This is a genomic window from Terriglobus roseus (assembly GCF_900102185.1).
GTDB classification, from domain to species: Bacteria; Acidobacteriota; Terriglobia; order Terriglobales; family Acidobacteriaceae; genus Terriglobus; species Terriglobus roseus_A.
This window is the reverse complement of the sequence record NZ_LT629690.1, coordinates 2,483,056-2,505,438: the sequence shown is the minus strand read 5'-3', so window position 1 is coordinate 2,505,438 and position 22,383 is coordinate 2,483,056. Positions and strand designations below refer to the sequence as shown.

General features: G+C 56.8%; 22 protein-coding genes and 1 tRNA gene. 13 read left to right on the top strand and 10 right to left on the bottom strand.

The window, feature by feature from the left end; genetic code table 11:
• Position 1: 1 nt before the first annotated feature.
• Complete coding sequence (locus BLT38_RS10550) at positions 2-490, bottom strand: metallophosphoesterase family protein (RefSeq protein WP_231966415.1); 489 nt, start codon at positions 488-490, stop codon at positions 2-4.
• 78 nt (positions 491-568) lie between these two features.
• Here BLT38_RS10550 and BLT38_RS10545 point away from each other — a divergent pair, with 78 nt between their 5' ends.
• The 4 genes from BLT38_RS10545 (at position 569) to secA (ending at position 5,827) form a co-directional block, all read left to right on the top strand.
• Complete coding sequence (locus BLT38_RS10545) at positions 569-1,510, top strand: tyrosine recombinase (RefSeq protein ID WP_083345131.1); 942 nt, start codon at positions 569-571, stop codon at positions 1,508-1,510.
• The gene (locus tag BLT38_RS10540) at positions 1,507-2,496 is read left to right on the top strand and encodes a tyrosine-type recombinase/integrase (RefSeq protein WP_083345130.1); all 990 of its coding nucleotides are present in this window, start codon (positions 1,507-1,509) and stop codon (positions 2,494-2,496) included. The genes BLT38_RS10545 and BLT38_RS10540 overlap by 4 nt, the downstream gene beginning before the upstream one ends.
• A 55-nt stretch (positions 2,497-2,551) precedes the next feature.
• Positions 2,552-2,848, top strand: a complete 297-nt coding sequence (locus BLT38_RS10535; protein WP_083345129.1) for a hypothetical protein — start codon at positions 2,552-2,554, stop codon at positions 2,846-2,848.
• Positions 2,849-2,944: 96 nt separating this feature from the next.
• The gene (gene secA / locus BLT38_RS10530) at positions 2,945-5,827 is read left to right on the top strand and encodes a preprotein translocase subunit SecA (RefSeq protein ID WP_083345128.1); all 2,883 of its coding nucleotides are present in this window, start codon (positions 2,945-2,947) and stop codon (positions 5,825-5,827) included.
• Between the two features lie 84 nt (positions 5,828-5,911).
• Here secA and BLT38_RS10525 read toward each other — a convergent pair whose 3' ends face one another.
• The gene (locus BLT38_RS10525) at positions 5,912-6,616 is read right to left on the bottom strand and encodes a hypothetical protein (protein WP_083345127.1); all 705 of its coding nucleotides are present in this window, start codon (positions 6,614-6,616) and stop codon (positions 5,912-5,914) included.
• Positions 6,617-6,750: 134 nt separating this feature from the next.
• On the opposite strand from BLT38_RS10525, the gene BLT38_RS20510 reads away from it, so the two are divergent.
• Entirely contained in the window at positions 6,751-6,927 is a 177-nt protein-coding gene (locus BLT38_RS20510; protein ID WP_156785083.1) for a hypothetical protein, read from the top strand.
• Between the two features lie 290 nt (positions 6,928-7,217).
• Here BLT38_RS20510 and BLT38_RS10520 read toward each other — a convergent pair whose 3' ends face one another.
• The 3 genes from BLT38_RS10520 to BLT38_RS10510 form a co-directional block, all read right to left on the bottom strand.
• On the bottom strand, positions 7,218-8,057 hold the full coding sequence (locus BLT38_RS10520; protein WP_083345126.1) for a hypothetical protein: 840 nt from the start codon (positions 8,055-8,057) through the stop codon (positions 7,218-7,220).
• A 79-nt stretch (positions 8,058-8,136) separates the two neighbouring features.
• Positions 8,137-8,397 carry an anti-sigma factor family protein gene (locus BLT38_RS10515; RefSeq protein ID WP_083345125.1) on the bottom strand — a complete coding sequence of 87 codons (261 nt, stop codon included), beginning with the start codon at positions 8,395-8,397 and terminating at the stop codon, positions 8,137-8,139.
• Positions 8,398-8,449: 52 nt separating this feature from the next.
• Positions 8,450-9,079 carry an RNA polymerase sigma factor gene (locus BLT38_RS10510; RefSeq protein WP_083345124.1) on the bottom strand — a complete coding sequence of 210 codons (630 nt, stop codon included), beginning with the start codon at positions 9,077-9,079 and terminating at the stop codon, positions 8,450-8,452.
• A 166-nt stretch (positions 9,080-9,245) separates the two neighbouring features.
• Here BLT38_RS10510 and BLT38_RS10505 point away from each other — a divergent pair.
• From BLT38_RS10505 to BLT38_RS10485, 5 genes are all read left to right on the top strand, one after another.
• Positions 9,246-9,337 (top strand) — tRNA-Ser (locus BLT38_RS10505).
• A gap of 207 nt (positions 9,338-9,544) precedes the next feature.
• The gene (locus tag BLT38_RS10500; RefSeq protein ID WP_083345123.1) at positions 9,545-10,627 is read left to right on the top strand and encodes an NAD(P)H-dependent flavin oxidoreductase; all 1,083 of its coding nucleotides are present in this window, start codon (positions 9,545-9,547) and stop codon (positions 10,625-10,627) included.
• A gap of 164 nt (positions 10,628-10,791) precedes the next feature.
• A complete protein-coding gene (gene gnd / locus BLT38_RS10495) occupies positions 10,792-11,808 on the top strand; it encodes a phosphogluconate dehydrogenase (NAD(+)-dependent, decarboxylating) (RefSeq protein ID WP_083345122.1) in 1,017 nt (338 codons plus the stop codon).
• Between the two features lie 101 nt (positions 11,809-11,909).
• Complete coding sequence (locus BLT38_RS10490; RefSeq protein WP_083345121.1) at positions 11,910-13,451, top strand: APC family permease; 1,542 nt, start codon at positions 11,910-11,912, stop codon at positions 13,449-13,451.
• A gap of 30 nt (positions 13,452-13,481) precedes the next feature.
• A complete protein-coding gene (locus tag BLT38_RS10485; protein WP_083345120.1) occupies positions 13,482-15,101 on the top strand; it encodes an amino acid permease in 1,620 nt (539 codons plus the stop codon).
• A 48-nt stretch (positions 15,102-15,149) separates the two neighbouring features.
• On the opposite strand, the gene nth is transcribed toward BLT38_RS10485, so the two are convergent.
• Complete coding sequence (gene nth, locus BLT38_RS10480) at positions 15,150-15,917, bottom strand: endonuclease III (RefSeq protein ID WP_083345119.1); 768 nt, start codon at positions 15,915-15,917, stop codon at positions 15,150-15,152.
• Between the two features lie 99 nt (positions 15,918-16,016).
• Entirely contained in the window at positions 16,017-16,832 is an 816-nt protein-coding gene (locus BLT38_RS10475) for a chlorite dismutase family protein (RefSeq protein ID WP_083345118.1), read from the bottom strand.
• Positions 16,833-16,904: 72 nt separating this feature from the next.
• Between BLT38_RS10475 and BLT38_RS10470 the strand changes: the two genes are divergently transcribed.
• Positions 16,905-17,546 carry a DedA family protein gene (locus tag BLT38_RS10470; protein ID WP_083345117.1) on the top strand — a complete coding sequence of 214 codons (642 nt, stop codon included), beginning with the start codon at positions 16,905-16,907 and terminating at the stop codon, positions 17,544-17,546.
• Between the two features lie 18 nt (positions 17,547-17,564).
• On the opposite strand, the gene BLT38_RS10465 is transcribed toward BLT38_RS10470, so the two are convergent.
• Genes BLT38_RS10465 through BLT38_RS10455 form a run of 3 tightly spaced genes read right to left on the bottom strand, consistent with a single transcriptional unit; the run spans position 17,565 to position 19,477 of the window.
• Entirely contained in the window at positions 17,565-18,437 is an 873-nt protein-coding gene (locus BLT38_RS10465; protein WP_083345116.1) for a flagellar motor protein MotB, read from the bottom strand.
• 2 nt (positions 18,438-18,439) lie between these two features.
• Positions 18,440-19,201 carry a flagellar motor protein gene (locus BLT38_RS10460; RefSeq protein WP_083345115.1) on the bottom strand — a complete coding sequence of 254 codons (762 nt, stop codon included), beginning with the start codon at positions 19,199-19,201 and terminating at the stop codon, positions 18,440-18,442.
• A gap of 24 nt (positions 19,202-19,225) precedes the next feature.
• The gene (locus BLT38_RS10455) at positions 19,226-19,477 is read right to left on the bottom strand and encodes a flagellar FlbD family protein (protein WP_083345114.1); all 252 of its coding nucleotides are present in this window, start codon (positions 19,475-19,477) and stop codon (positions 19,226-19,228) included.
• 218 nt (positions 19,478-19,695) lie between these two features.
• On the opposite strand from BLT38_RS10455, the gene BLT38_RS10450 reads away from it, so the two are divergent.
• Both BLT38_RS10450 and fliD read left to right on the top strand, forming a co-directional pair.
• Positions 19,696-20,895, top strand: a complete 1,200-nt coding sequence (locus BLT38_RS10450; protein ID WP_083345113.1) for a flagellin — start codon at positions 19,696-19,698, stop codon at positions 20,893-20,895.
• A 124-nt stretch (positions 20,896-21,019) separates the two neighbouring features.
• Positions 21,020-22,381, top strand: coding sequence for a flagellar filament capping protein FliD (fliD, locus tag BLT38_RS10445; protein WP_083345112.1), 1,362 nt, complete (start codon positions 21,020-21,022; stop codon positions 22,379-22,381).
• The last annotated feature ends 2 nt before the right edge of the window (positions 22,382-22,383 follow it).

Sequence of the window (22,383 nt, the reverse complement as noted above, 5' to 3'; positions counted from 1 at the left end):
ACTAACTATCCAGCGTGACAAACTCCACTCGAACGCTGTCGCCGTTCAGATGAAGAATAGCCATCGAGACAGGCAGGCGAAAGCGTCGGGGACCGATGCTGCCGGGGTTCAGGTACAGCACGCCATTGCGTTCATCTGCCGCAGGTTTGTGCGTGTGGCCACTCACCACCACGCGGACTCCTGCCGCTTCCGGCTTAATGTCCAGATCATGGATGGAATGCACCATGTAGATGGATGTGTTGCCGATTTCGATCAGGTCTGTGGCAGATAACGCCGCGCATGGGCCGATGGTATCGACATTGCCGCGGATCGCTGTGACGGGTGCAATCATCGCAAGGCGGTGAAGGATATGGATGTCGCCCACGTCACCTGCGTGCAGGATGTAGTCCACACCTTCCAGCAGGGGAGGGACTTCCGGGCGCAGGAGGCCGTGCGTATCAGAAATCACGCCCACGCGGACCGTTCCATTCATGATTTCAGTGTCACGCATGGTTGGCCTCCGTGGTTATGACGAGTTAGGTTCCGCCTCTCGCCCTGCGGCGGCGGCAGACCCATAATCAATGATGCGATGCAGCCGTCCACGACAAGCAGCCGCAACTCCCAGCTCCTGCGCGAATACATGACCATGCTGCGCGTGGAAAAGGGGCTGCGCCCGCTGACTTGCGAGGCGTATCTGCGTGATCTGGAACAGTTTTGCGAGCATCTGGAAGTGACCGACGGCCTGCTTGCGTCAGCAAAGCGGGAAGATGTGGCAGCGTGGATGGAGCATCTGCGCACGCACGACCGCACGGATCGTTCCATTGCGCGCAAGTTGAGCTGCCTGCGCGGCTTTTACAAATGGATGCTGCTGGACAAACGCATGAGCCACGACCCTACGGTCAACATTGAAGCGCCAAGCACTTGGAAAGTCCTGCCGAAATCGCTGGCGGAAGAAGATGTTTCGCGGATGTTGGAGATGACCGGTGTGGCCGCGCATCACCCACAGGCTGATGCACTTTCATTGCGTGACCACGCCCTGATGGAACTGCTGTACGCAGGTGGTCTGCGCGCCGGTGAGATTGTCACCCTTCGCGTGGAAGACTTGCATCTGGATCAGCAACGTGCGCAGGTGCGTGGAAAAGGCGATAAAGAACGGATTGTGCCGTTGGGCGCGACCGCGTGCAGAGCGCTTGAAGAATATCTGCAACGCGGGCGTTCGCAACTCGCTGGCAAGGGACTGCAGCGGACGTTATTCCTCTCCGTACGCGGAAAACCGTTGACGACGCAGGTAGTGTGGTCGATTGTGAAGTCGACGAATTCACAGGCCAGCCCGCATAAGCTTCGCCACAGTTGCGCGACACACATGGTGGAACATGGCGCCGACTTACGCAGCGTGCAAACGCTTCTGGGCCATGCCGACATCAGCACCACGCAGGTTTACACGCATCTTGCGCTTGGACGTTTGAAAGAAGTGCATCGACTGCACCATCCGCGCGCTCGCCGCCATGGTGCGGAGGCGCGTGCCTCATGAGCCTATCCGACCTAAGCAGCCGTTTCGTCACCGTACTGGAGAACGAACGCGGTGCTAGCGAACACACCGTCCGCGCCTACACGCGTGAGGTGCAAAACTTTGCCGCGTGGCTGGTGGAAACGCTTGGGGAACAAGGCGACATTCGTTCTGTTGAACACACGCATGTTCGAGCGTACCTGGCGGTTTTGTATGACCGTGGGCTGACGAAGGCGTCGGCGGCGCGGGCGCTTGCAGCCGTCCGCTCGTGGTTTCGTTGGATGGCCAAAGAGGGTATTGTCGAACAGAATCCGGCAACGCTCGTAGCCACGCCGAAGCTACCAAAGCACCTGCCGCGAGTGCCGTCGGCGGAAGAGGTCAATCGCGTTCTGGATGCCATTGAGAATGTCAGTGCTACGCCACGCGCGGTAAAGAAGGCTGGCAAGAAATTCGCCAAGTCTGTGGGCGAGGAATACACCGGCTGGCCTGAGCGTGACCGCGTGATCTGGGAACTGCTTTACGGCTGCGGTATCCGTAATTCAGAGCTTGTTGGCATTAACCTGCGCGACATTTATTGGTCCAACGATGCGATCCTGGTTCGAGGCAAAGGTCGCAAAGAGCGCTATGTTCCTCTAGGCGATGCTGCTGCGGAAGCCGTCCGCGCCTATCTTCCGCATCGAGAAGCAAAGCTGCGCAATGGAAAAGCAGCCCTCATCGCAGACGGTCCGCTGCTCATCAATCAGTCAGCCCGCGGCTCAGCGCGCCTGACAACCCGTTCCGTGGGACGCATTGTGAAGTCCATCGCCATCCAGCGCGGCCTACCCGCCGATGTTCACCCGCACACGCTGCGTCACGCCTTCGGCACACACATGCTGGAGGAGGGCGCTGATCTGCGAGCGATTCAGGAACTCCTTGGTCATGAACGACTTTCCACCACGCAGCGGTACACGCAGCTCACCGTGGGGCAGGTGCAGCAGGTGTATGACGAGACGCATCCACGGGCAAATTAGCGTCTCGGGTTGGGTAGATGCACCAAGCCCGTCATTCGTCTAAACTAGGAAGCACATGCGTTCCCGCGCCGTTCATTTCGCGTGTCTGTTGCTGCTGCTTTCGAGCCTGGCAGTGTCTGACGCGCGTGCCAGCAGCGTGGAACCGGCACGGACTCCCGGTGGCGTCTTTGTTCGCAATCTGCTGCTTCAGGCAGCAATTGAAGAATCTGAGCCTGTCACGACCGGTCCGGCTAGCGAAGAACCCCAAAGCTTTACGGCTGCTACGTCATGTGAGCATGGCGTTGTTCGCCCGGTAAATGATGCCGCGGTTCAAACAGCGCACGTGCACGCTGTGACTGGAAACAGCCTGTAGCGCGCCGTAGATGAGAGTGCCGTACGTTATCGCGGTTGCTAATTGCACCGCGCCCTCTTGATCGCGCTATTTTCCGTACCAGCAAGGACGACCCCTGTGTTTAACAAGACTCTCGCCAAACTGTTTGGCACCTCCAACGAACGCGCTGTGAAGCGCATGCAGCCCATCCTCGATCAGATCAATGGCTTCGAACCCGCTCTTCAGGCGCTCACCGACGAACAGCTTCGCGCCAAAACGGTGGAGTTCCGCGAACGCATTGCCACGCGTACCGCTGACATTGTTGATCGCGATGAACGCATTGCCGAAGAGAAGGTGGTTCTGGACGAGCTTCTGCCGGAAGCCTTCGCTGTGGTTCGCGAAGCTGGCCGCCGTGTGGTGGGTATGCGTCACTTCGACGTGCAGATGATCGGCGGCACCGTTCTTCACCAGGGCAAGATCGCTGAAATGCGTACGGGTGAAGGTAAGACGCTAGTCGCCACACTGCCTTGCTACCTGAACGCGCTCGCTGGTCGCGGTGTTCACGTGGTTACCGTGAACGACTATCTGGCTAAGCGCGACGCCGAGTGGATGGGCAAGATTTACGGCTTTCTCGGCATGACCGTTGGTGTCATTGTTCATGATCTTGACGACCGCGAACGCCGTGCAGCGTATGCCGCAGACATCACCTACGGTACGAACAACGAGTTCGGCTTCGACTACCTACGCGACAACATGAAGTTCGAACTGAGCGAACTTGTTCAGCGTGGACACTACATGTCCATCGTGGACGAAGTGGACTCGATCCTGATTGACGAAGCGCGTACGCCGCTCATCATCTCTGGCCCCACAGACCAGACCACTGACAAGTACGAGCGCGTGAATGTAATCATCCCAGAGCTTGAGTTGGGTGAGTTCACGGAGACGCTGGAACAGAAGATTTACACCGGAGACTTCACGGTAGACGAGAAGGCTCGCTCCATCACTGTGACGGATGAGGGTTGGGAAAAGATCGAAGGCCTGCTCGGCATCGGTAACATTGCTGACCCCGAGAACTGGGATCTGAAGCACCACGTGGAGACTGCGATCAAGGCCCACAACCTCTACAAGCGCGACGTAGAGTACGTGGTGAAGGACGGCGAAATCATCATCGTGGACGAGTTCACGGGCCGTCTGATGCCGGGTCGCCGCTGGTCCGATGGACTACACCAGGCCGTGGAAGCGAAGGAAGGCGTCAACATCCGCAAGGAAGATCAGACGCTCGCCACTATCACCTTCCAGAACTACTTCCGTATGTACAAGAAGCTCTCCGGCATGACCGGTACGGCGGAGACGGAAGCCGCCGAATTCGACAACATCTACAAGCTCGAAATCACAGTCATCCCGACCAACCGCATCATGCAGCGCATTGAGCACCCGGACGTGGTGTATCGCACGGCGAAAGAAAAGTACTTTGCCGTGGCAGATGAGATTGATCGTCTGCACGCGAACAAGCAGCCGGTACTGGTGGGTACGACTTCGATCGAGAAGTCGGAAATCCTGAGCGAAATTCTGAAGCGCAAGGGTGTGCGCCACGTTGTTCTGAACGCGAAGTTCCACGAACGCGAAGCGGAGATCGTTGCGCAGGCCGGACGTCTGGGCATGGTGACTATCGCCACCAACATGGCGGGTCGTGGTACCGACATTCTGCTGGGCGGCAATGCCGAGTTTATGGCGCGTCAGGAGCTGGCAAAGAGCGGCGTCGCGAAGCCGCTGGCCACTGTGGAAGGTGAGATTGCACCTGTTGCAGCACCGGGCATGTACCGCTTCTACTACCAGAACGAAGAGCATGAGTGCACGCAGGCAGAGTGGGATAACGCGTTGGATCACTTCGCCACTGACTGCAAGCGTGAGCATGAGGCAGTTTTGGAGGCTGGCGGTCTCTTCATCATTGGTACGGAGCGTCACGAAAGCCGTCGTGTCGATAACCAGCTTCGTGGACGTGCGGGCCGTCAGGGCGATCCGGGTGCAGCGCGTTTCTACCTGTCACTGGAAGACGACCTGATGCGCATCTTCGCGCGTGAGTGGGTCAGCACGCTGCTGCAGCGTCTGGGTATGGAAGAGGGTGTGCCGATTGAAAGCGGCATGATCACCAACCGTATCGCCGCTGCGCAGAAGGCCGTGGAAACGCAGAACTTTGAATCGCGTAAACACGTTCTGGAATATGACGACGTGATGAACAAGCAGCGTGAGGCAGTCTACGGTCTGCGTCACAACCTGCTTGAAGGCGTAGACCAGAAGGAACTCGTCCTAGAGGACTACACGGCCACGGCGCTGTCGAACATTCTGGATGAGACGGCTCCTGCCAATGTTCATGCTGATCAGTGGAACGTCACTGAGATGAAGACGAAGCTGGTCGACATCTTCGGCACAGACTTCCCGCAGGTGGACTTCGCGGCATTGAATCGCCACGAGCTTGGTGACACTCTGTTTGAAGGCCTGAAGCAGCGCTTTGAGGTGAAGGAACAGATCCTTGGGCCGGACACTCTGCGATATCACGAGCGCGTCATCATGCTCAGCACGCTGGACGGTCTGTGGAAGGACCATCTTCTTGCGATGGACCATCTGAAGGAAGGCATCGGCCTGCGTGGTTACGCGCAGCAGGATCCGCTGGTGGCCTACAAGAAGGAATCCTTCGAGATGTTTGAAGCCATGATGCAGCGCTTCCAGGAAGACACATTGCGCAACCTGTACCGCATGCAGATCGTTGGTCCGGATGGCATTCCGATTGAGTCGCTGGAGCAGTTGGAGGCTCTGCGAAGCATGGCAGCACAGCCGGTGGCACCGCCTCCGCCGCAGCTTCCTCAGACTCCGCCGCCCATGCGCATGAGCGGTGGCAGCGAAGTGGAAGAGCAGCCTCGCCAGCCAGAACCGCCGCAGTTCCCAACCAGCCGCGGACCGCAACGGCAACAGTACGCTCCGCAGAAAGCGACCAGCGGACAGAAGCCAAAGCGCCGCCGGTAAGAAAAGAGAAACGCCGCAAGCAACAATGCTTGCGGCGTTTCTCTTTTACAGGAAGTGCCCAGAGTTATCGACAGTGTGTGAACTCTATTGCGCGGTCTTTTGGTGCTGCGCAGTGTTCCGCGGCGGAGAGTTTGCCAATCGCATCAGGTCAAGTACTGAACGGACTGAGACCGGTTTTTCATTTGCCGGGACAAGATGTTTGTAGACGCCCTGAATCTGGTGCTGAGTCATGCTGAGCGTGACTTGCAGATCGTCATAGACCGAAAGTATGTGGCTGTCTGGGCCGTATCTCTGCAGCAGACGCCATGCCTGATATGCAGCATCTTTCCCAATGCCTTCCTTTTCTGCCTCGTCACGGAACTGTTCCAAAGGAGATTTACGACGCTTCGCTTTGCGTTGTTCGGCTGACGCTTCACCGCTGGCAACCAAAGTATTTGGTCGACGTCTGGTCCGCCGCAACCCGATCATGCCAGCGAGAATCCAGAGGACTGTGCCCAGCAGAAGGATGAGCGGAAGCAAGGGAAGCCAGGGCAGCAGCGATTTGACGAACGCGGGCATGCTCTCCGAGTTCACAATCAGGCGATCCACTTCATTTTCAATGCTGCCGACCGTAAAGGAATACGCCACCAGAACACCCGAAAGCACGGCGAGAGCGACGCCCGCAGAAATCTTCCGCTTGTGCGCCACGCGGCGGCTGGTGTTTTTTGCGACACGGCTTATCGGAGCCGAGGCGGCTGATGAGTCATCGTTACGTGCTGCTACAGGCAGGCGGCTCGCGGTATCTTGCATTCGCACTTCAGGCGACGGCTTAAGGAAAGTTGAAGCGGAGAGCTCTTTGGAAACACGGGGAGATGCGGTTTCATGTGTTTCGGACACCGCGCGATTGCGAGCTTCAGGTACCGCCGGAACACTGACAGAGGGACGTGATCCAGACAAGCCTGAAGGGCGTGAAGGCCGAGATCGCGAGATGCCAGACGGGCGCGCGTATCCGGGCTTCGGATCGTCGTTTGATGGACGATTCCGACGACTTTCCGACGCTGGAACAGGCGCAGCTTTCGCCAACGACTGCTCTTGCGACCCACGGTCTGCCATGGACGTGAGTTGCACAATCTCCGTGTGGGACGGAACGTCTTGCGTCGGCGCAGGCGGAGAAGGCGCTACAGCGCGCACTTCTGGTTGAGGCGGGCGGAGGGCTTCGATCTCTTCGGTGAAATAAGAGATATTCGGAGCAAGAGAACTATTATCCGTCGCTCTTTTGACGGGATAAGGTGCCGCTTTGGGCTGTCGGGGGAGCCTGCGCGGCAGGGAAGAGCTTGCTTGGGTCGTGTCCATGGGCGCAGAGTGTGGGAGCCTCTATGAACGTATCAGACCCCGGATTATCACGCAGTGGTTACTGGGATGTTGTGAAATCCTTGTCGCTGTCTTTCGCGGCGGCTTGCGCGCGCCGAATGGCTGAAATGCGTACAACAGGACGCTTCACAGAATCCATGAGCGACTGCCGCTTTGCCGACTGCACCGCGTTCAGCAGATCCATCACGGTGAGAATGCTTGGCTGCGTGCCGGGCGATTCCTTGCGATCTGTATTGCGGAGAAGGTTGCCGTATGTGTCCTGCACCTGCTCCGGAGTCATGTTCAAATCCTCAACGAGACGATCATCCAATCGAGCTCGCATGCTACTGGCGTAATAGGGAAGAAGGAGCTGGTAAGCCTGTGTTGAGATCCTTGGGCGAATCCCCCTGGCTTCTGTGATCTGACGGAACTTCTCCAGAGTGATGACTTCGCGTCCTGCAAGCTTGCGGGTCTTCTTAGCACCACGAATGCTTCGATAGAGAAACCGTAGGATGCCAAACACCATCAAGGCTGCCACGATCAGTCCGATGGCAGGGTAGACAACTTCCATGATTTTGACGACGGCACTGTTTTCGCTTTGCGCGGAGCTATTCAACGTGGAAAAGAAATTATCCGCAGCGGTGGCAAAGCCTGCCACGTTGTAGACATAGCCCAGAAACAAAACGGCAACCACAACGATAAGAAGTGCGCCAAAAGCGGAGTTCCCGGATTTGTGGTCTTCGCGGCGACGCCGAATCTGCGGATCGGTGCTGCGCCGCCTGGGCGAGCTATCCATTGCGCGCCGACCAGAGCGATTTGCATGAGACGTATCTGTGGAACGGCGTTCGCCGGTTGGCGAAACGCGACGATCGCGGGCGCTGGGAGGATCAGGCAGAGACATGAACAACCCTCTCGGGAGGGAAAGCGTAGTGCAACACGCAAACCCTACGTGAAGGGTGCCTCAAAGTAAAGAAAAAAGGCTATCGCTGTCCTTCAGCGGAGATGGACTTTCGTCCTGTACAAGCGGCCAGAATTCGCTGCACTGTGCGTTCGCGCACGTCTTCCGTCAGGTCATAGACCTCGTGATTCCGATAGACGCGGATTGTCTGTCGAGTGGTGTCCACAAGAACTTCGCAGTGGTGGCACTCGCAGAGATGAGACTGAATTTCCGACAACAACTCAGGTTCAACCTGTCCGTCGAAGTAATCCGTCATTTGAGCCAGAAATTCCGTGCAGGTCATCGGACGCCTCCGCGGGTCTGTGTGTGCGTATCGAATTGACCAAAGAGCAGCTTCACGGTCTGACGCTCCCATCCTTGCGCTTCAGGTATCGGCTCAAACGCTCACGCAGTTGAAGCCTTGCCCGTAGCAGTCTCGACTTAACCGCCGGGACACTCAATCCGAGCGCCTCTGCCGTTTCTTCCGTCGACAAGTTTTCGATGTCGCGGAGGGTGAAAACGGTGCGGAAACCTGGCGACAAACCTGAAATCGTCTTCTGCAGGATGTCTCCAAGCTCGGAAGAACTGTACTGCTGCTCAGGATCAGGTGTCCAATCGGCGAAATCACGGGGGATGGACCCCTCTTCCGTCTGCACTTCCTGGTCCATGGAGACGGTACGGCTGGTTTTGCGTTTCCGCAGCCGCATCAGGCTCTCATTCACGGCGATACGCGTCAGCCAAGTGGAGAACTTGCTGTTGCCCTGGAACTGGTCCAGCTTGCCGTAAGCCTTCATGAAGACGTCCTGAGTAATATCCTCAGCGTCTTCGCGGTTTTGCGTGATGTGCTGCGCTACGCGGAATATCTGGCGGTCATACTGCCGTACCAGCTTTTCAAACGCGGCGTCGTCACCGTTGCGCGCGGCTTCAACCAGCGCAACGTCGGGGTGAATCTCTTCTGTTCCGGTCTGTTCGGCTACCGTTGGCATGCGTCCCAGTCAGTGTACTTGGCGCCATTCGTCCCATCAACCAAACCTTTTGCAAACACGCGGATTTTCAGGCTGGGTAAGGCCATGAGAAGGCACGATTTCCACGAAGCAGATGTGGTTGGGGTTCATTGCCACTAACCCGCGCAACGAATATACTGGGTAAGTCGGAGAGTTGGCAGAGCCCGGTTGAATGCACCTGACTCGAAATCAGACATAGGAGCAATCCTATCGGGGGTTCGAATCCCTCACTCTCCGCCATTTCCTTCCTAATTGCTTTAGATTCAGCGGCCACTCAAGCTGTTACTTACTGTGTGACATTTTCGAGGGCTGGACTTTCCTGTCCGCATTAATCTGCTTTTCGCCACGGTTTTGCAGTCAGTCACTGAGCCTTTGGTCGCTCAGCCAACGTGAATCCGTATAGCGTCGACGGGAGTCGTATCTAGGTCAGACCTTTTCAGAGGACCTATGTCAAAGACATGGAATCAGACCCGCGTTGCCGAGAAGCTTGGCATCGTATATCCACTGATCCAGGGACCGCTTGGCGGTTTTCCATCGCAACGCCTGACGGCCGCAGTGTCCAACTTCGGGGGACTCGGCTCTTTCGGAGCCCATGGTCTTGAACCGTCCGTGATCGACGAGCGAATTGCGGAGATTCGTTCTTTGACCTCGAAGCCGTTCGCCATGAATCTATGGGGCTCAATGGAAGATCAAGGAGCTCATACTTCGGATGATGCCGCCTTCCAAAGAGCGCTGTCGCATCTGTCCCCACATATCAAGAAGGTTGGCGGAACAACGCCAAGTTACTCCCCATACAAAGCGATCCGGTTTGAAGATCAGGCACGTGCTCTGTTCGATGCAGACGTGCCCGTGTTTTCGTTCATCTACGGTATCCCTCCCAAAGAGATTCTCGATGAGGCGCGCAGGAAAGGCGTGATCACTATAGGAACGGCGACCACGCCTGACGAAGCATCCGCATTGGAACAAGCTGGCATTGATTTGGTTGTTGCGTCAGGCTTCGAAGCAGGCGGGCATCGAGGATCATTCCTGCGCTCATCCGAGGACTCTCTTACCGGGACGATCTCCCTGGTTCCGCAAACAGTGGATCAAATAAGTATTCCCGTCATCGCAGCGGGAGGCATTGCTGACGGACGTGGCATCGCAGCCGCCTTCGCGCTCGGTGCTGAAGGGGTTCAGATGGGAACAGTTTTCTTAGGTTGTGAGGAATCTGGTGCGCATCCGGTTCACCGGGAAGCGATTCTCAGTGGCAAAGCCAAGCACACCTCGCTGACCCGTGGCTTTACGGGAAGGCTCGCTCGTGGCATCCACAATGAGCTTCTGGAGACACTCAATCGACCCAACGTGGAGATTCTGCCTTACCCGTTGCAGAGAGGACTCATGCGGAGTCTGGCACTTCCTGCTCAAGAAGCCGGAGATGCTGAACTGCTTGCTCTCTGGGCTGGTCAAAGTGCGAATCTTACTCAATGCACCAGCGTAGAAAAGCTGCTGACGGAACTTGTTGAGAGTGTGGAAGACAAGATCGACCGCTAGTGATTGGGAGCGCAAATCCTCTCATAAGTGAGATGACTCGTCCGGTAATCAGCGACGACGCATTCGATCTGTGCGAAGAATTTCACAACTTGCACGCATCATCTTGGTCCGCCTCGCCTTCTAATGGGCGAAAGTCATTTCCTAAAAAGATAAGGTGGCGTCCTATGCAGATCGGAATGATCGGACTCGGCAGGATGGGAAGCAACATGGTGCGGCGGCTCATAAACGCAGGCCACGAATGCGTTGTCTACGCACGCACCCCTGCTACCGTTGCGAAGGTTGCAGCGTACGGCGCCACGGGCGTGGCTTCCATTGAAGAACTTGTCGAACGTCTCACTCCGCCGCGTGCGCTGTGGCTGATGGTGCCGGCGGGAGCAGTCGATGAAACTGTTGCGCAGATCCTTCCCCACTTCAGCGCCAACGACATCCTGATCGATGGTGGGAACTCGTATTACGTTGACGACATCCGTCGTGCGAAAGAAGTTGCTGAATCCGGTGTGAAGTGGATCGATGTTGGAACGAGCGGAGGTGTCTTCGGCCTCGAACGTGGGTATTGCCTGATGATCGGTGGCGACGAGGCATCCGTGAAAACACTGGATCCCATCTTCAAATCCCTCGCTCCGGGACGTGGCAGCGTAGATCGCACGCCGGGTCGAGAAAGGCTCCCCGCCAGCACCGCGGAAGATGGCTACCTGCACTGCGGACCTTCGGGTGCGGGCCACTTCGTCAAGATGGTTCATAACGGGATCGAATACGGGATCATGGGCGCGTATGCCGAAGGCCTGAACATCCTGAAGCACGCAAACGCAGGCAAAACGGTCGATTCAACCGACGCTGAAACCACTCCGATGCGAAACCCCGAGCTGTATCAATACGACTTTGCATTGCCGGAGATTGCAGAGGTCTGGCGTCGTGGCAGTGTCGTCTCATCATGGCTCTTGGATCTGACGGCTACCGCGCTGGCCGCATCGCCGGAACTTACGGAGTTTGGCGGAAGGGTCTCAGATTCCGGTGAGGGGCGTTGGACGTCTATCGCTGCTATTGACGAGGGTGTTCCTGCAGACATCCTTACCACGGCCCTCTACGCCCGGTTCACCTCCCGCGAAGGCAGCGTCTTCGCTGATAAGTTGCTATCCGCCATGCGGTTTCAGTTTGGCGGCCATGAAGAGAAGAAAGCGTAGCCGGAAAACTGGCCAGATGCGTGTGTCCATGTGGGACGGGACCGGTCTGGGGACGTTTGGGTGGCGGATGATGACCCGCTCTGTTACAACAGAGCAACACCGTGTCCAATATTGTCTCCTCACCTGAACCGACCCAGACGACAGAGTTCGTCAAGGGCCTCGGATTGTTCTCTGCGACTGCCATCGTGATGGGTTCGATGGTAGGCAGTGGCATTTTCATTGTTCCCGCTGAGATGGCGCGGGGAGTGCAATCCCCCGCGTTATTGATCGCGGCGTGGCTGGTAACGGCTGCGATGACCCTGATCGGTGCGCTGAGCTACGGCGAACTGGCTGCCATGATGCCGAAGGCGGGCGGTCAGTATGTGTATCTGCGCGAAGGCCTGGGGCCCATGTGGGGCTTTCTGTACGGCTGGACGCTGTTCCTGGTAATTCAGTGCGGCACCATTGCCGCAGTGGCCGTGGCTTTCGGCAAGTTTTTAGGTGTGTTCGTGCCAAGCGTCTCGGCAAGCCACTGGATCTGGCATATCGCGCATGTTCCGGCATGGCCCGTGGGGCCGATGGTGCTGGGCAACATGGAGGTGGGGCTCTCAACCGCAAACTTTGCCGCCATCATCATTCTGACCTTGCTGACTCTCCTGAACAGCTTCGGTGTGAAGCTCGGCGCACTCATTCAGAACATCTTCACCAGTGCCAAGATTTTCGCGTTGTTGCTGGTGGTTGGGCTTGGCCTGATGGCGAAGAATGCCACGGCGATTGCTGCGAACTTTGCCAATGGAAGCTTCTGGGCCGGGGCAGGTGTCCACACACTGCACCCAGTGCAGGTGGGAGTCGGCGGCCCGACAGCGATGGTTGGGTTTCTGACCGTGATTGCTGTGGTGCAGGTCGGCTCGCTGTTCTCATCCGACGCATGGAATAACGTCACCTTTACCGCAGGCGAGATAACGAATCCGAAGCGGAATCTGCCGTTGAGTCTGGCGATTGGCACGGGTGTGGTTCTGTTGCTGTATATCGCAGTGAACTTCATCTACCTGGCGGTGCTTCCGCTCCACGGTATGGCTGACGGCGGAACAATTCTGCAACGGGGCATCCAGTTTGCCAGCGAAGATCGTGTGGCCACGGCGGTGATGGAGCAGGCATTTGCCGGGTATGGCGCGCGGATCATGGCGTTGGCGGTCATGATCAGCACCTTTGGCTGCGCAAACGGCATGCTGTTGAGCGGCGCTCGTGTTTATTACACGATGAGCCAGGACGGTCTGTTTTTTAAGGCGGCTGGAAAGCTTTCACCCAAGTCAAAAGCTCCGGTGGTAAGCCTTTGGGTCCAATGGGCGTGGACCTGTCTGCTCTGTCTGTCGGGGTCGTACGGGCAACTGCTGGATTATGTGATCTTTGCAGTGCTGGTGTTTTACATCCTGACGATTGTGGCGCTGTTCCGGTTACGCAAAACGCGTCCCGACGCGGAGCGCCCGTACCGAGCCATTGGATATCCCGTGTTGCCGGGGTTGTACATCGTAATGGCAAGCTTCATCTGTGTTGTACTCTTGCGATATAAGCCGCAATACACCTGGCCGGGGCTGATCCTGGTGCTGCTGGGACTCCCGGTGTATTTCCTTTGGCGGGGACGCTCTGCGTCTGCTGCCGCGTAGTTTGATTTTGTTCTAGAGGTAACCCGACTGATGGCGAATCTTTTTGCCCGTAAAACCATGGATGTCCTGCTCGCGGAGGCACGCGAAGAGGGCGCCCACACACTGCAACGGTCGCTTGGACCGTTTGCTTTGACTTCGCTGGGTGTTGGCGCGGTCATCGGCGCGGGCATCTTTGTGCTTGCGGGCATCGGCGCGCACAATGCGGGACCGGCCTTGATCCTGTCCTATGTACTGAGCGGCCTGGGCTGTGTGTTTGCGGGTCTCTGCTATGCGGAGTTCGCTGCAATGATTCCGCTGGCGGGTTCTGCCTACACCTATGCGTATGCAACGCTGGGCGAGATTTTCGCGTGGATCATCGGCTGGGACCTGACGCTGGAATATGCGATGGGTGCCTCGACGGTGTCAGGTGGATGGTCGAATCACTTCATCGAATTCCTGAACATCTTCGGCATCAAGTTTCCCTTGTGGCTGGCGTATGACCACTGGACAGGTCTGCGTACCGCGACTGACCAGGTGGCACGTGCAATGTTGCATGCGCAGCATCCAGAATTGATTGCAGGAACGAAGGCGTTTTCGGATGCGCTTGAGGCTCTGAAGCTGGCGGCTCCGGCCGCATTGACGGAACAGGCACATACTTTGTTGAATGCGCCTCATCTGTTCGGCATGGAGATTGGATTCAACCTGCCGGCGTTCATTATCGCGCTGATCATTACTGCGATTTTGGTGGTGGGAATTCAGGAGTCGGCGAAGTTCAACGCGGGCATCGTTGTGATGAAGGTCGCGGTAGTGCTGTTCGTCATCGGCCTGGGATCGCATTACATCAGCCACTCAAACTGGGGTGGTGACTGGCACACTTTTGCACCCATGGGCGTAGGCGGCATTGGTACTGCAGCCGGACTGATCTTCTTCAGCTATATCGGCTTTGATGCTGTGTCGACGACAGCACAGGAAGCCAAGAACCCGCAGCGTGATCTGCCTATCGGCATCATCCTTTCGCTGATTATCTGCACTGTGCTTTACATCGGCGTCGCGGCCGTACTGACGGGTATGGTTTACTGGCCCGACATCAACATTGAAGCACCGGTCGTAAGCGCGTTCCTGTCGCATAACCTGGCATGGGCTGCGAACATCATTACGATTGGCGCATTGGCTGGCCTTACAAGCGTCATGCTTGTCATGCTGCTGGGACAGTCGCGTGTGCTGTATGCGATGGCGAAGGATGGTCTGCTGCCGAACAAGTTCTTTGGCTCGATCCATCCGAAGTTCCGCACACCGTGGAAGGCGACGATTCTGGCTGGCGTGCTGGCTGCGATTGTGGGTTCCGTTACGCCAATCGACGATATCGGCAAGATGGTGAACATTGGAACGTTGCTGGCGTTCGTGATCGTGTGCATTGCGATCATGGTGCTGCGCAAGACCGATCCGGATCGTGAGCGTCCGTTCCGTGCGCCGTTGGTATGGCCGATTCCGGTAGTGCCGGTGCTCGGTGTGTTGTTCAACGGCTACATGATGTACAAACTGGGCATCTGGAACTGGGTTCGTCTGATCGGATGGCTGGTGATCGGTATGGTGGTGTACTTCACTTACTCGCGCAAGAACAGCCGCGTGCAGCTGGGACTGCCTGATCCCGAACCGGTGGATCACCTCTAAGCAACTGAAGTACGAAAAGCCCTCCGAGTAGGAGGGCTTTTTCTTTGGCTAGTGGGAAGCCCAGGTCTTGTCGCTGGAGTTGCAGAGAGTCTCTAAAGAGCAGTCAACGCACTTTGGTTTACGGGCTTCGCAGATCTGGCGGCCGTGGTAGATCAGTTCATGCGAGAAGCTGATCCAGTGATCCTGCGGGATGATCTGCATCAGGTCGCGTTCGACTTTGACCGCGTCGTCGTTGGTGGTGAGTTCCAGGCGACGGGACAAGCGCAGAACATGCGTGTCTACGACAACGCCAGTAGGGATACCGAACCAAGTGCCCAGCACAACGTTGCTGGTCTTGCGCGCAGCGCCGGGGATGCGCAACATCTCGTCCATTGTTTGCGGGACGTTACCGCCAAATTGTTCCGTGACCATCTTGGCTGCACCCACAAGAGACTTCGCCTTCATGCGGAAGAAGGACAGGGAAGCGATGATGGGCTGGATGGCTTCCGGCGTGGCCTGTGCCATGTCGCGCGGCGTGGGATAAGCATGGAAGAGTGCTGGCGTGACCATGTTCACACGTACATCTGTGCATTGCGCCGAGAGAATGGTGGCAACAAGAAGCTCCCACGCGTTGTGATGGTTCAGAGCACATGTCGCGTTGGGATAAGTGCGGTCCAGCGCGTCAATGATCGCGTGGACGCGCTCGGGTGCGAGCGGATTCTTCGTCTTGCCGAGAGCCTTTTTCGTAGAGACAGGTTCGCTTGCTGCGATCTTGCGCGCGGCAACGGCTTTGGCTGCGGACTTCTTTGCCGGGGTCTTCTTGGCGGCCTTTGTCATGTTGGGGATTGTAGCCGGTTGAACTGTTCGTTGAAATGACAAGCCCCACTCGTGATGGATTCACGAATGGGGCTTGCGGTTTTGACGCGATGTCCTGATTTAGCCGATGCTATCGAGCATCGCTTCTGGCGTCATGCGGACGCAGGAGAAGATGGGGAAGTCCTTCAGTGTGTACATGCTGGCTTCGGTTTCGCGGAGCTGCTGTACGAGGTCGACGAAGTCTTCTGGGAAGTTGGTTTCGAAAGCCACCACGAACTCCTGATCGTCGATGCCGAAGGAGTAAGTCGTGTTGAGCTTCACGCGCGGATAAGCAAGGCCGACGCGGATGTGTTCGTCCATCAGGCGACGGCGCTCTTCCATAGAAAGCATGTACCACGGGCGCGTCTTCCAGAAGGGATAGACAAAGATGTATTTGTGACCACCGGGGCGAATCGCGCCACGGCTTTCTGCTTCGCTCTCATCCTCGCGATCGATCTGGTACTGCGAACGCTTCGTCATGGAGAGGAAGTGGTGCGGGATTTCGATGTAACCACCGAGCGGTGTCGCGAGCAGTTCGCTGCGCATCCGGTTCATCTCTTCCACGGAGTAGCAGATGGACCAGACGAGCATGTCCACATCGCCACGCGTGCCTACGGTGGAGTAGGTCATGGTGAGGAACTCACCAGGCTTCTGCCACTTTTCAATCACGGCGATGAAGGCAGCCTTGTGTGCGTCCTTTTCAGCGGCAGGAAGACGCTTCCATTCCGGGAGGATACGGTAGAAGGAGAAAGCGACAATCTGGCGTTTTACGGGTGCTCCGCCGCCATGTGTGTGCTGCGGACGGCCCGAGGGCTGCGATCCGTAACCGGCCGGCGGTCCGGCGACGGGAGTGACGGTGTGGGCGGCGGTTGTTTCGGGCGCGTTCGTTTCTGCCATACCTTAAGAATATCAGCCGGGTATACTCAGCGAAGTTTCCCCAAACTCGCGAGCCATTGAAAGAAAGCCGACATGACCGAAAAGATCATTGACTTCCTGCTGCCCTACGTCACTCACCTGATCGCTACGATTGGATATCCCGGCGTGGCGCTGCTGATGGCGATTGAGTCCGCCTGCATTCCGCTCCCGAGCGAAATCATAATGCCGTTTGCCGGATACGTGGTGAGCCTGGGCAAGATGAATCTCTATCTGGCAGCGACGGCTGGCGCAATCGGCTGCAATCTTGGTTCGGTGATTGCGTATTGGATTGGCGCGCATGGCGGTCGTCCGCTGGTAGAGCGGTTTGGCCGTTACGTGTTGATGAGCCACAAAGATCTGGATCGTGTGGATCACTACTTCCAGAAGTACGGCGAGATCACAGTGCTGGTTGGTCGACTACTGCCAGTTGTGCGTACGTTTATTGCGTTGCCAGCAGGCATCGCGCGCATGCCGCAACTTCGCTTCCATATCTACACATTCATCGGTTCCTGGCCGTGGTGCTTTGCGCTGGCGTATGTGGGCATGAAGGCAGGCGCAAGCTGGAATGATCCGCACAGCACACTGAAACAGATCCTGCATAAGGCAGATGCGGCCATCATTCTAGTTATCCTTGTTGCGATCGTGTGGTTTGTCTGGACGCACCTGAAGAATCGCAACGCGCCCGTAGAGGTTTAAGCAACTTTGTAGAGCGAGTCATCGTGAAGGCGCTTCACGTGACGAGATCGTCTTCATCGCAAACGGTAGTGGAGGAGCCTCGCTGGCAGAGATGCTGCGAGGCTTTTCTGTTGCATTGTGATTGTTGCTGGTGACGGGGATCGTTGCTTTGGTACGCAGCAGGACGATGTCCACGCGGCGATTGGCGGCGCGTCCTTCAGCCGTATTGTTGCCTGCGATGGGATGAAATTCGCCGTAACCAGCGAGAGAGAAATTCGCTGGCGAATTGATGCTGCTCATCATCAGCACTTGTGCGATGGATGCTGCGCGAGCAGTGGAGAGTTCCCAATTGGAGCGGAACTGGACTGTGTGTATGGGCTGATTATCGGTATGGCCTTCAATGCGCGTTGGGCAAGTTGGAAGAGCCTTCGCGATCTTTGTGAGGATTGCCAGCGCTGAAGGTTTTACTTCCGCGCTCCCCGAATCGAAGAAGCCTGCGCTGTCGAGTGATAGCGTTGTTCCCTCGTCATTGCTACGGATCGTAACCACGTGTTGCTGCACCGCGACTGCGAGTGCCTTGGCCATTTCGCTTCGCACGTCATCACGCTTGCCATCGCTTTTGCTGCCCTCCACGGTTGGGGTTTCCAAGGGCATCTCGAGCGGCATAGGGGCGCCATCACTGGTGCCTGCCCCCGGTGCGAGTGGCGGTGTCTTTGCATGAGCATCGAAGACACCGGTTTGTTGAAACGCGGTCTGCATCGCTGCAGCCATCCTTGCTGCCTTTTTCTTGTCGCTCGCACTGGATGCAAACATGACAACAAAGAAGGCGAAGAGCAGCGTAAGAAGATCCGCCCAGGAGACGAGCCATCGTTCGTGATTGACATGTTCGGCGTGCTTTTTCTTCTTGCTCATGGTCAGGCTGCCTCTGCATGGCCATGCGCCAGGTAGGTCCTCAACTTGGTTTCAATCATGCGTGGATTCAGGCCTTCCAGGATGCTGATGACACCTTCGAGCATCATCTCCTGCATCATCAAGTGCTCTTTGTGGCGGATCTTCAATTTACCCGCAGCCGGTAGGCAGAAGAGGTTTGCGAGAGACACACCGTAGATTGTGGCGACAAAAGCGACAGCGATGCCTTTGCCTACTTCGTCAATGTTGTCGAGATGCTGCATGACTTGAATGAGCCCAAGCACAGCGCCGATAATTCCGACGGTAGGTGCAAACGCGCCTGCTGATTCCAGCACAGCGGAAATCTTCTCTTCCATCTCGCTCTTGTTATCGATCTCAAGTTGCATGATCTTGCGGACCTCACTGGATTCTGTGCCATCCACAGCAAGCATGAGTCCCTGTTTTAAGAACGGGTCTTTGACGGTTGCAAGATCGGCGTCCAAAGAGACGATGCCGCTCTTACGCGCCTTGTTTGCAAATTCCACGATCTGTTTCAACACCGCATCTTCATCCGTACCTTTGTGCAGAAAAACGCGGACAATGCCTTTTGCGGAGGCGATGAGAACATTCAGCGGGAACTGCACAGCGCATGCACCGATGGTGCCGCCGAGCACGATCATAGCAGCCGTGAGCTGCGTGATCTGACCCAGGTTGCCGCCTTCCATGATCATGGCGCCGAGGATGGCAACGAGGGCTATGACAATGCCGCCGACGCTTGCGATATCCATTGTTTTTCTCCGTCTCCGAAAAAGTTAGGAGTTATGTTGTGCAGTGTGCAGTGCATGGTGTGCGGTCATCGCTGCATCGGCAGAAGGCCATGCGTGGCGCAATACGCTGGCGCGATAGTGAAGCGTGCGGGTGAGTACGTCAGCGCAGGTTTCCAGCACGACGATCTTTTCACCAGTGACAAGCGTGAGTGTGGTGTCTGGTATGGATTCGGCCAGTTTGATGAGGTCGCTGTTCACAACAAAGGTGTGGCCGTTAAGGCGCGTGAGTTCAATCATGACGTCCTTCTGAATTCGCTCTTTGTATCGGCAGAATGAAGAAATGGATGAGTCATCGTTCCGTCATGCACGGAAGTCAGCAACTGTAACGTCGCAACCTGAAACCGGCGAAGTTTTTTCTCATGGGATGCGCGGAAGGGCCGATGAGTGTTGTGAGCGCCAGGGGAACCGGCGTCAGGAATTCACTTCACAGTCTCGCTGAATCAGGAGAAACGCACATGTCCCTCGGTGTACTAAATAACATCTCGGCCATCTACGCTCAGAACAACCTGAGCGCAACCCAGAACAACCTGTCCAAGACGCTGCAACAGTTGTCGTCAGGTTCGCGCATCAACAGCGGTGCGGACGACGCTGCAGGCCTTGCTGTTGCAGATGGTCTTGCCGCAAATGAAACTGCGCTGGCGAAGTCAAGCCGCAATGCAAGCGACGCTACTGGTCTATTGCAGACAGCAGATGGAGCACTCTCGCAGGTGACCTCGTTGCTGAACCGCGCTGTCACACTGGCAACGCAGGCGGCTAACGGTACGTTGAGCTCGTCGCAGGTATCGTCTGCAAACCAGGAATATCAGAATATTCTGACGCAGATTAACAACATCGGCACCACCACGAACTTTAACGGAACCTCCGTGTTCTCAGGAACGGCACGCAACTTCTTCGTGTCGGATGGCACCACAGCGGGCTCGGCGACCTATAGCGACACCGTGGGCACTCTGTCCACCAGCAGCGTGGGAACATCCGCAGCCACGAGCACCTCTGCAGCTGTTTCACTGACTGCACCAACCGCATCCTCTTCATCCGCGGCTTCGACGACGACGCTGACGCTCGGCGCTACAACAGACACGGTATCGGGAACCCTGGCACTTGCTGTCGGTACGGGTAGCTCCCACAGCATTACCATCGCGGCAGGTACATCGATGTCTGCACTTGCAACGCAGATCAACGCTGACACCACCTATCAAGGTGCTGGTATTACCGCTGCCTATAATTCCACCACGGGAGCGTTGACAATCTCCGGCCCAACGGCCGCATCGAGCGATCTTGCCACAACAGGCACGACTCTGAGTGACACGACTCCTGCCAGCGGTTCGGGTGCAGGTGTGGACTTTACCGCTTCCACCGTGAGCGCGCTGACGGCAAGCTCCGCAAAGAACGTGTTGACTGCACTTACGACGGCCATCGGTGACGTGGCCTTCCAGCGTGGCACCATCGGCGCGAACATCAACCAGCTTGCCTCTGCACAGTCCGTTGCGAGCAACGAACAGACCAACCTGACTGCGGCCGAGGACAACATCCGCGCCACCGATTATGGTCAGGCTGCTTCCAATCTGTCGAAGTACCAGGTGCTGTCGCAGACCGGTATCAGCGCTCTGGCGCAGGCCAACAGCGTGCAGCAGGAAGTCACGAAGCTGCTGCAGTAATCGTAGGAAGGCAGATGGCGCGGACGGTGTACCTGCTGTCCGCGCCATTCTTATGCACGACTAAGAATGGCTGTGCTCTGCTTGGCCCTTAGCGTGCGAAGGGTTTGTGTCAGGAGGGTTCCGCGTGTCCGTTGTCGGGATCAATTTCGGATCGGCCACCAGTGGTGATGGTTTTGATGTAACCAGCACGGTGAATAGCATCATGACGAACATGCGCACACCCGAGACCGCATGGGCCACGCGCACAACCACTTTGCAGTCGCAGGACACGGTTTTGAGCACATTGGGGACGGACATGTCGTCGCTCTCAAGTGCGCTGGCGACGCTTACGTCTTTTGACGGTGCCTTTGCTCAGAAAGAAGGAGCGACCAGTGACAGCAGCGTGGTTTCACTGACAGATGCGACTTCGCTCTCCGCTGCAGGAACACATACGTTGACGGTTTCGCAACTGGCAACGACAAGCCAGCAGCATTCCAGCGCGGTGGCGCCAGGCGCAACACTGAACGGTTCCCTGAGTATTCAGGTGGGCAGTGGAACAGCAACCACCATCACCATCGATTCGACAAACAACACCATGTCCACACTCGCGAAATCGATAAACGATCTGGATGTGGGTGTGACAGCAACGGTGATCACAGATAGTTCAGGTTCCTATCTTTCGCTGACAAGCAATACGAGTGGCGCAGTTGGCAACATGACGTTGGATACGTCAAGCCTGACCGATTCCAATGGCAACGGCATCTCCATGAAGGCCACGGCCACCGGCGCCGATGCCGCGTACACGCTCGATGGTATTTCGCTGACGAGCAGTTCCAACACAGTTTCCAATGCGCTCTCGGGCATCACCTTTCAGCTCGTCGGCACATCCAGCACGAACGTGACGATGGAGATCGCGAACGACACGGGGTCGATCTCTACAGCATTGAATAACTTCATCTCCGCATACAACACGCTAACTTCGGCGCTTTCCGGTCAGGAGACGAAGGATTCTTCCGGTAATGCGGAACCCTTGTTCGGAGATCAAGTTCTGTCGTTGATACAGTCGCAACTCTCAACCGCATTGGCCTTTTCGACGGGGAACAGCGGCAAGAGCAGCAACCTTGCTCAACTCGGCATTACTGTCGGCACGAACGGACAGTTGAGTCTCGATACATCCGCGTTGAGCAGCGCGCTCTCGACAAACTTCACAGGGATCTCAAACTTCTTCATGAATGTGGGTGACTTCGGACAGAACCTCACGGCCGTATTGAGTGGACTGGGCAACAGTGGCAACGGCGCGCTGGCATTGCGTGCGGCACAGAACACTTCGGAAGAATCGTCGCTGGCTGACAACAAGACGAAGCTGGAGGCGCGGCTGGCAACCTACCAGACGTCGCTTACGACTGAATTGAATGCGGCGAACGAGATACTGCAGGCGATTCCACAGCAGTTGAATGAGATCAAGCAGATCTATGCCGCCATTACCGGCTATGGCCAATCGAGCTAAAG

Bases quoted from the DNA above. Each gene is read 5' to 3' on its own strand.
- BLT38_RS10510 (WP_083345124.1), bottom strand. From the start codon at position 9,079: ATGCCAACGGTAGCCGAACAGACCGGAACAGAAGAGATTCACCCCGAC.
- BLT38_RS10475 (WP_083345118.1), bottom strand. From the start codon at position 16,832: ATGGCAGAAACGAACGCGCCCGAAACAACCGCCGCCCACACCGTCACT.
- nth (WP_083345119.1), bottom strand. From the start codon at position 15,917: ATGACAAAGGCCGCCAAGAAGACCCCGGCAAAGAAGTCCGCAGCCAAA.
- BLT38_RS10455 (WP_083345114.1), bottom strand. From the start codon at position 19,477: ATGATTGAACTCACGCGCCTTAACGGCCACACCTTTGTTGTGAACAGC.
- BLT38_RS10470 (WP_083345117.1), top strand. From the start codon at position 16,905: ATGACCGAAAAGATCATTGACTTCCTGCTGCCCTACGTCACTCACCTG.
- BLT38_RS10525 (WP_083345127.1), bottom strand. From the start codon at position 6,616: ATGCAAGATACCGCGAGCCGCCTGCCTGTAGCAGCACGTAACGATGAC.
- BLT38_RS10550 (WP_231966415.1), bottom strand. From the start codon at position 490: ATGCGTGACACTGAAATCATGAATGGAACGGTCCGCGTGGGCGTGATT.
- BLT38_RS10485 (WP_083345120.1), top strand. From the start codon at position 13,482: ATGGCGAATCTTTTTGCCCGTAAAACCATGGATGTCCTGCTCGCGGAG.
- BLT38_RS10515 (WP_083345125.1), bottom strand. From the start codon at position 8,397: ATGACCTGCACGGAATTTCTGGCTCAAATGACGGATTACTTCGACGGA.
- BLT38_RS10450 (WP_083345113.1), top strand. From the start codon at position 19,696: ATGTCCCTCGGTGTACTAAATAACATCTCGGCCATCTACGCTCAGAAC.
- BLT38_RS10535 (WP_083345129.1), top strand. From the start codon at position 2,552: ATGCGTTCCCGCGCCGTTCATTTCGCGTGTCTGTTGCTGCTGCTTTCG.
- BLT38_RS10460 (WP_083345115.1), bottom strand. From the start codon at position 19,201: ATGGATATCGCAAGCGTCGGCGGCATTGTCATAGCCCTCGTTGCCATC.
- gnd (WP_083345122.1), top strand. From the start codon at position 10,792: ATGCAGATCGGAATGATCGGACTCGGCAGGATGGGAAGCAACATGGTG.
- BLT38_RS10500 (WP_083345123.1), top strand. From the start codon at position 9,545: ATGTCAAAGACATGGAATCAGACCCGCGTTGCCGAGAAGCTTGGCATC.
- BLT38_RS10520 (WP_083345126.1), bottom strand. From the start codon at position 8,057: ATGTCTCTGCCTGATCCTCCCAGCGCCCGCGATCGTCGCGTTTCGCCA.
- BLT38_RS10540 (WP_083345130.1), top strand. From the start codon at position 1,507: ATGAGCCTATCCGACCTAAGCAGCCGTTTCGTCACCGTACTGGAGAAC.
- BLT38_RS10545 (WP_083345131.1), top strand. From the start codon at position 569: ATGCAGCCGTCCACGACAAGCAGCCGCAACTCCCAGCTCCTGCGCGAA.
- BLT38_RS10465 (WP_083345116.1), bottom strand. From the start codon at position 18,437: ATGAGCAAGAAGAAAAAGCACGCCGAACATGTCAATCACGAACGATGG.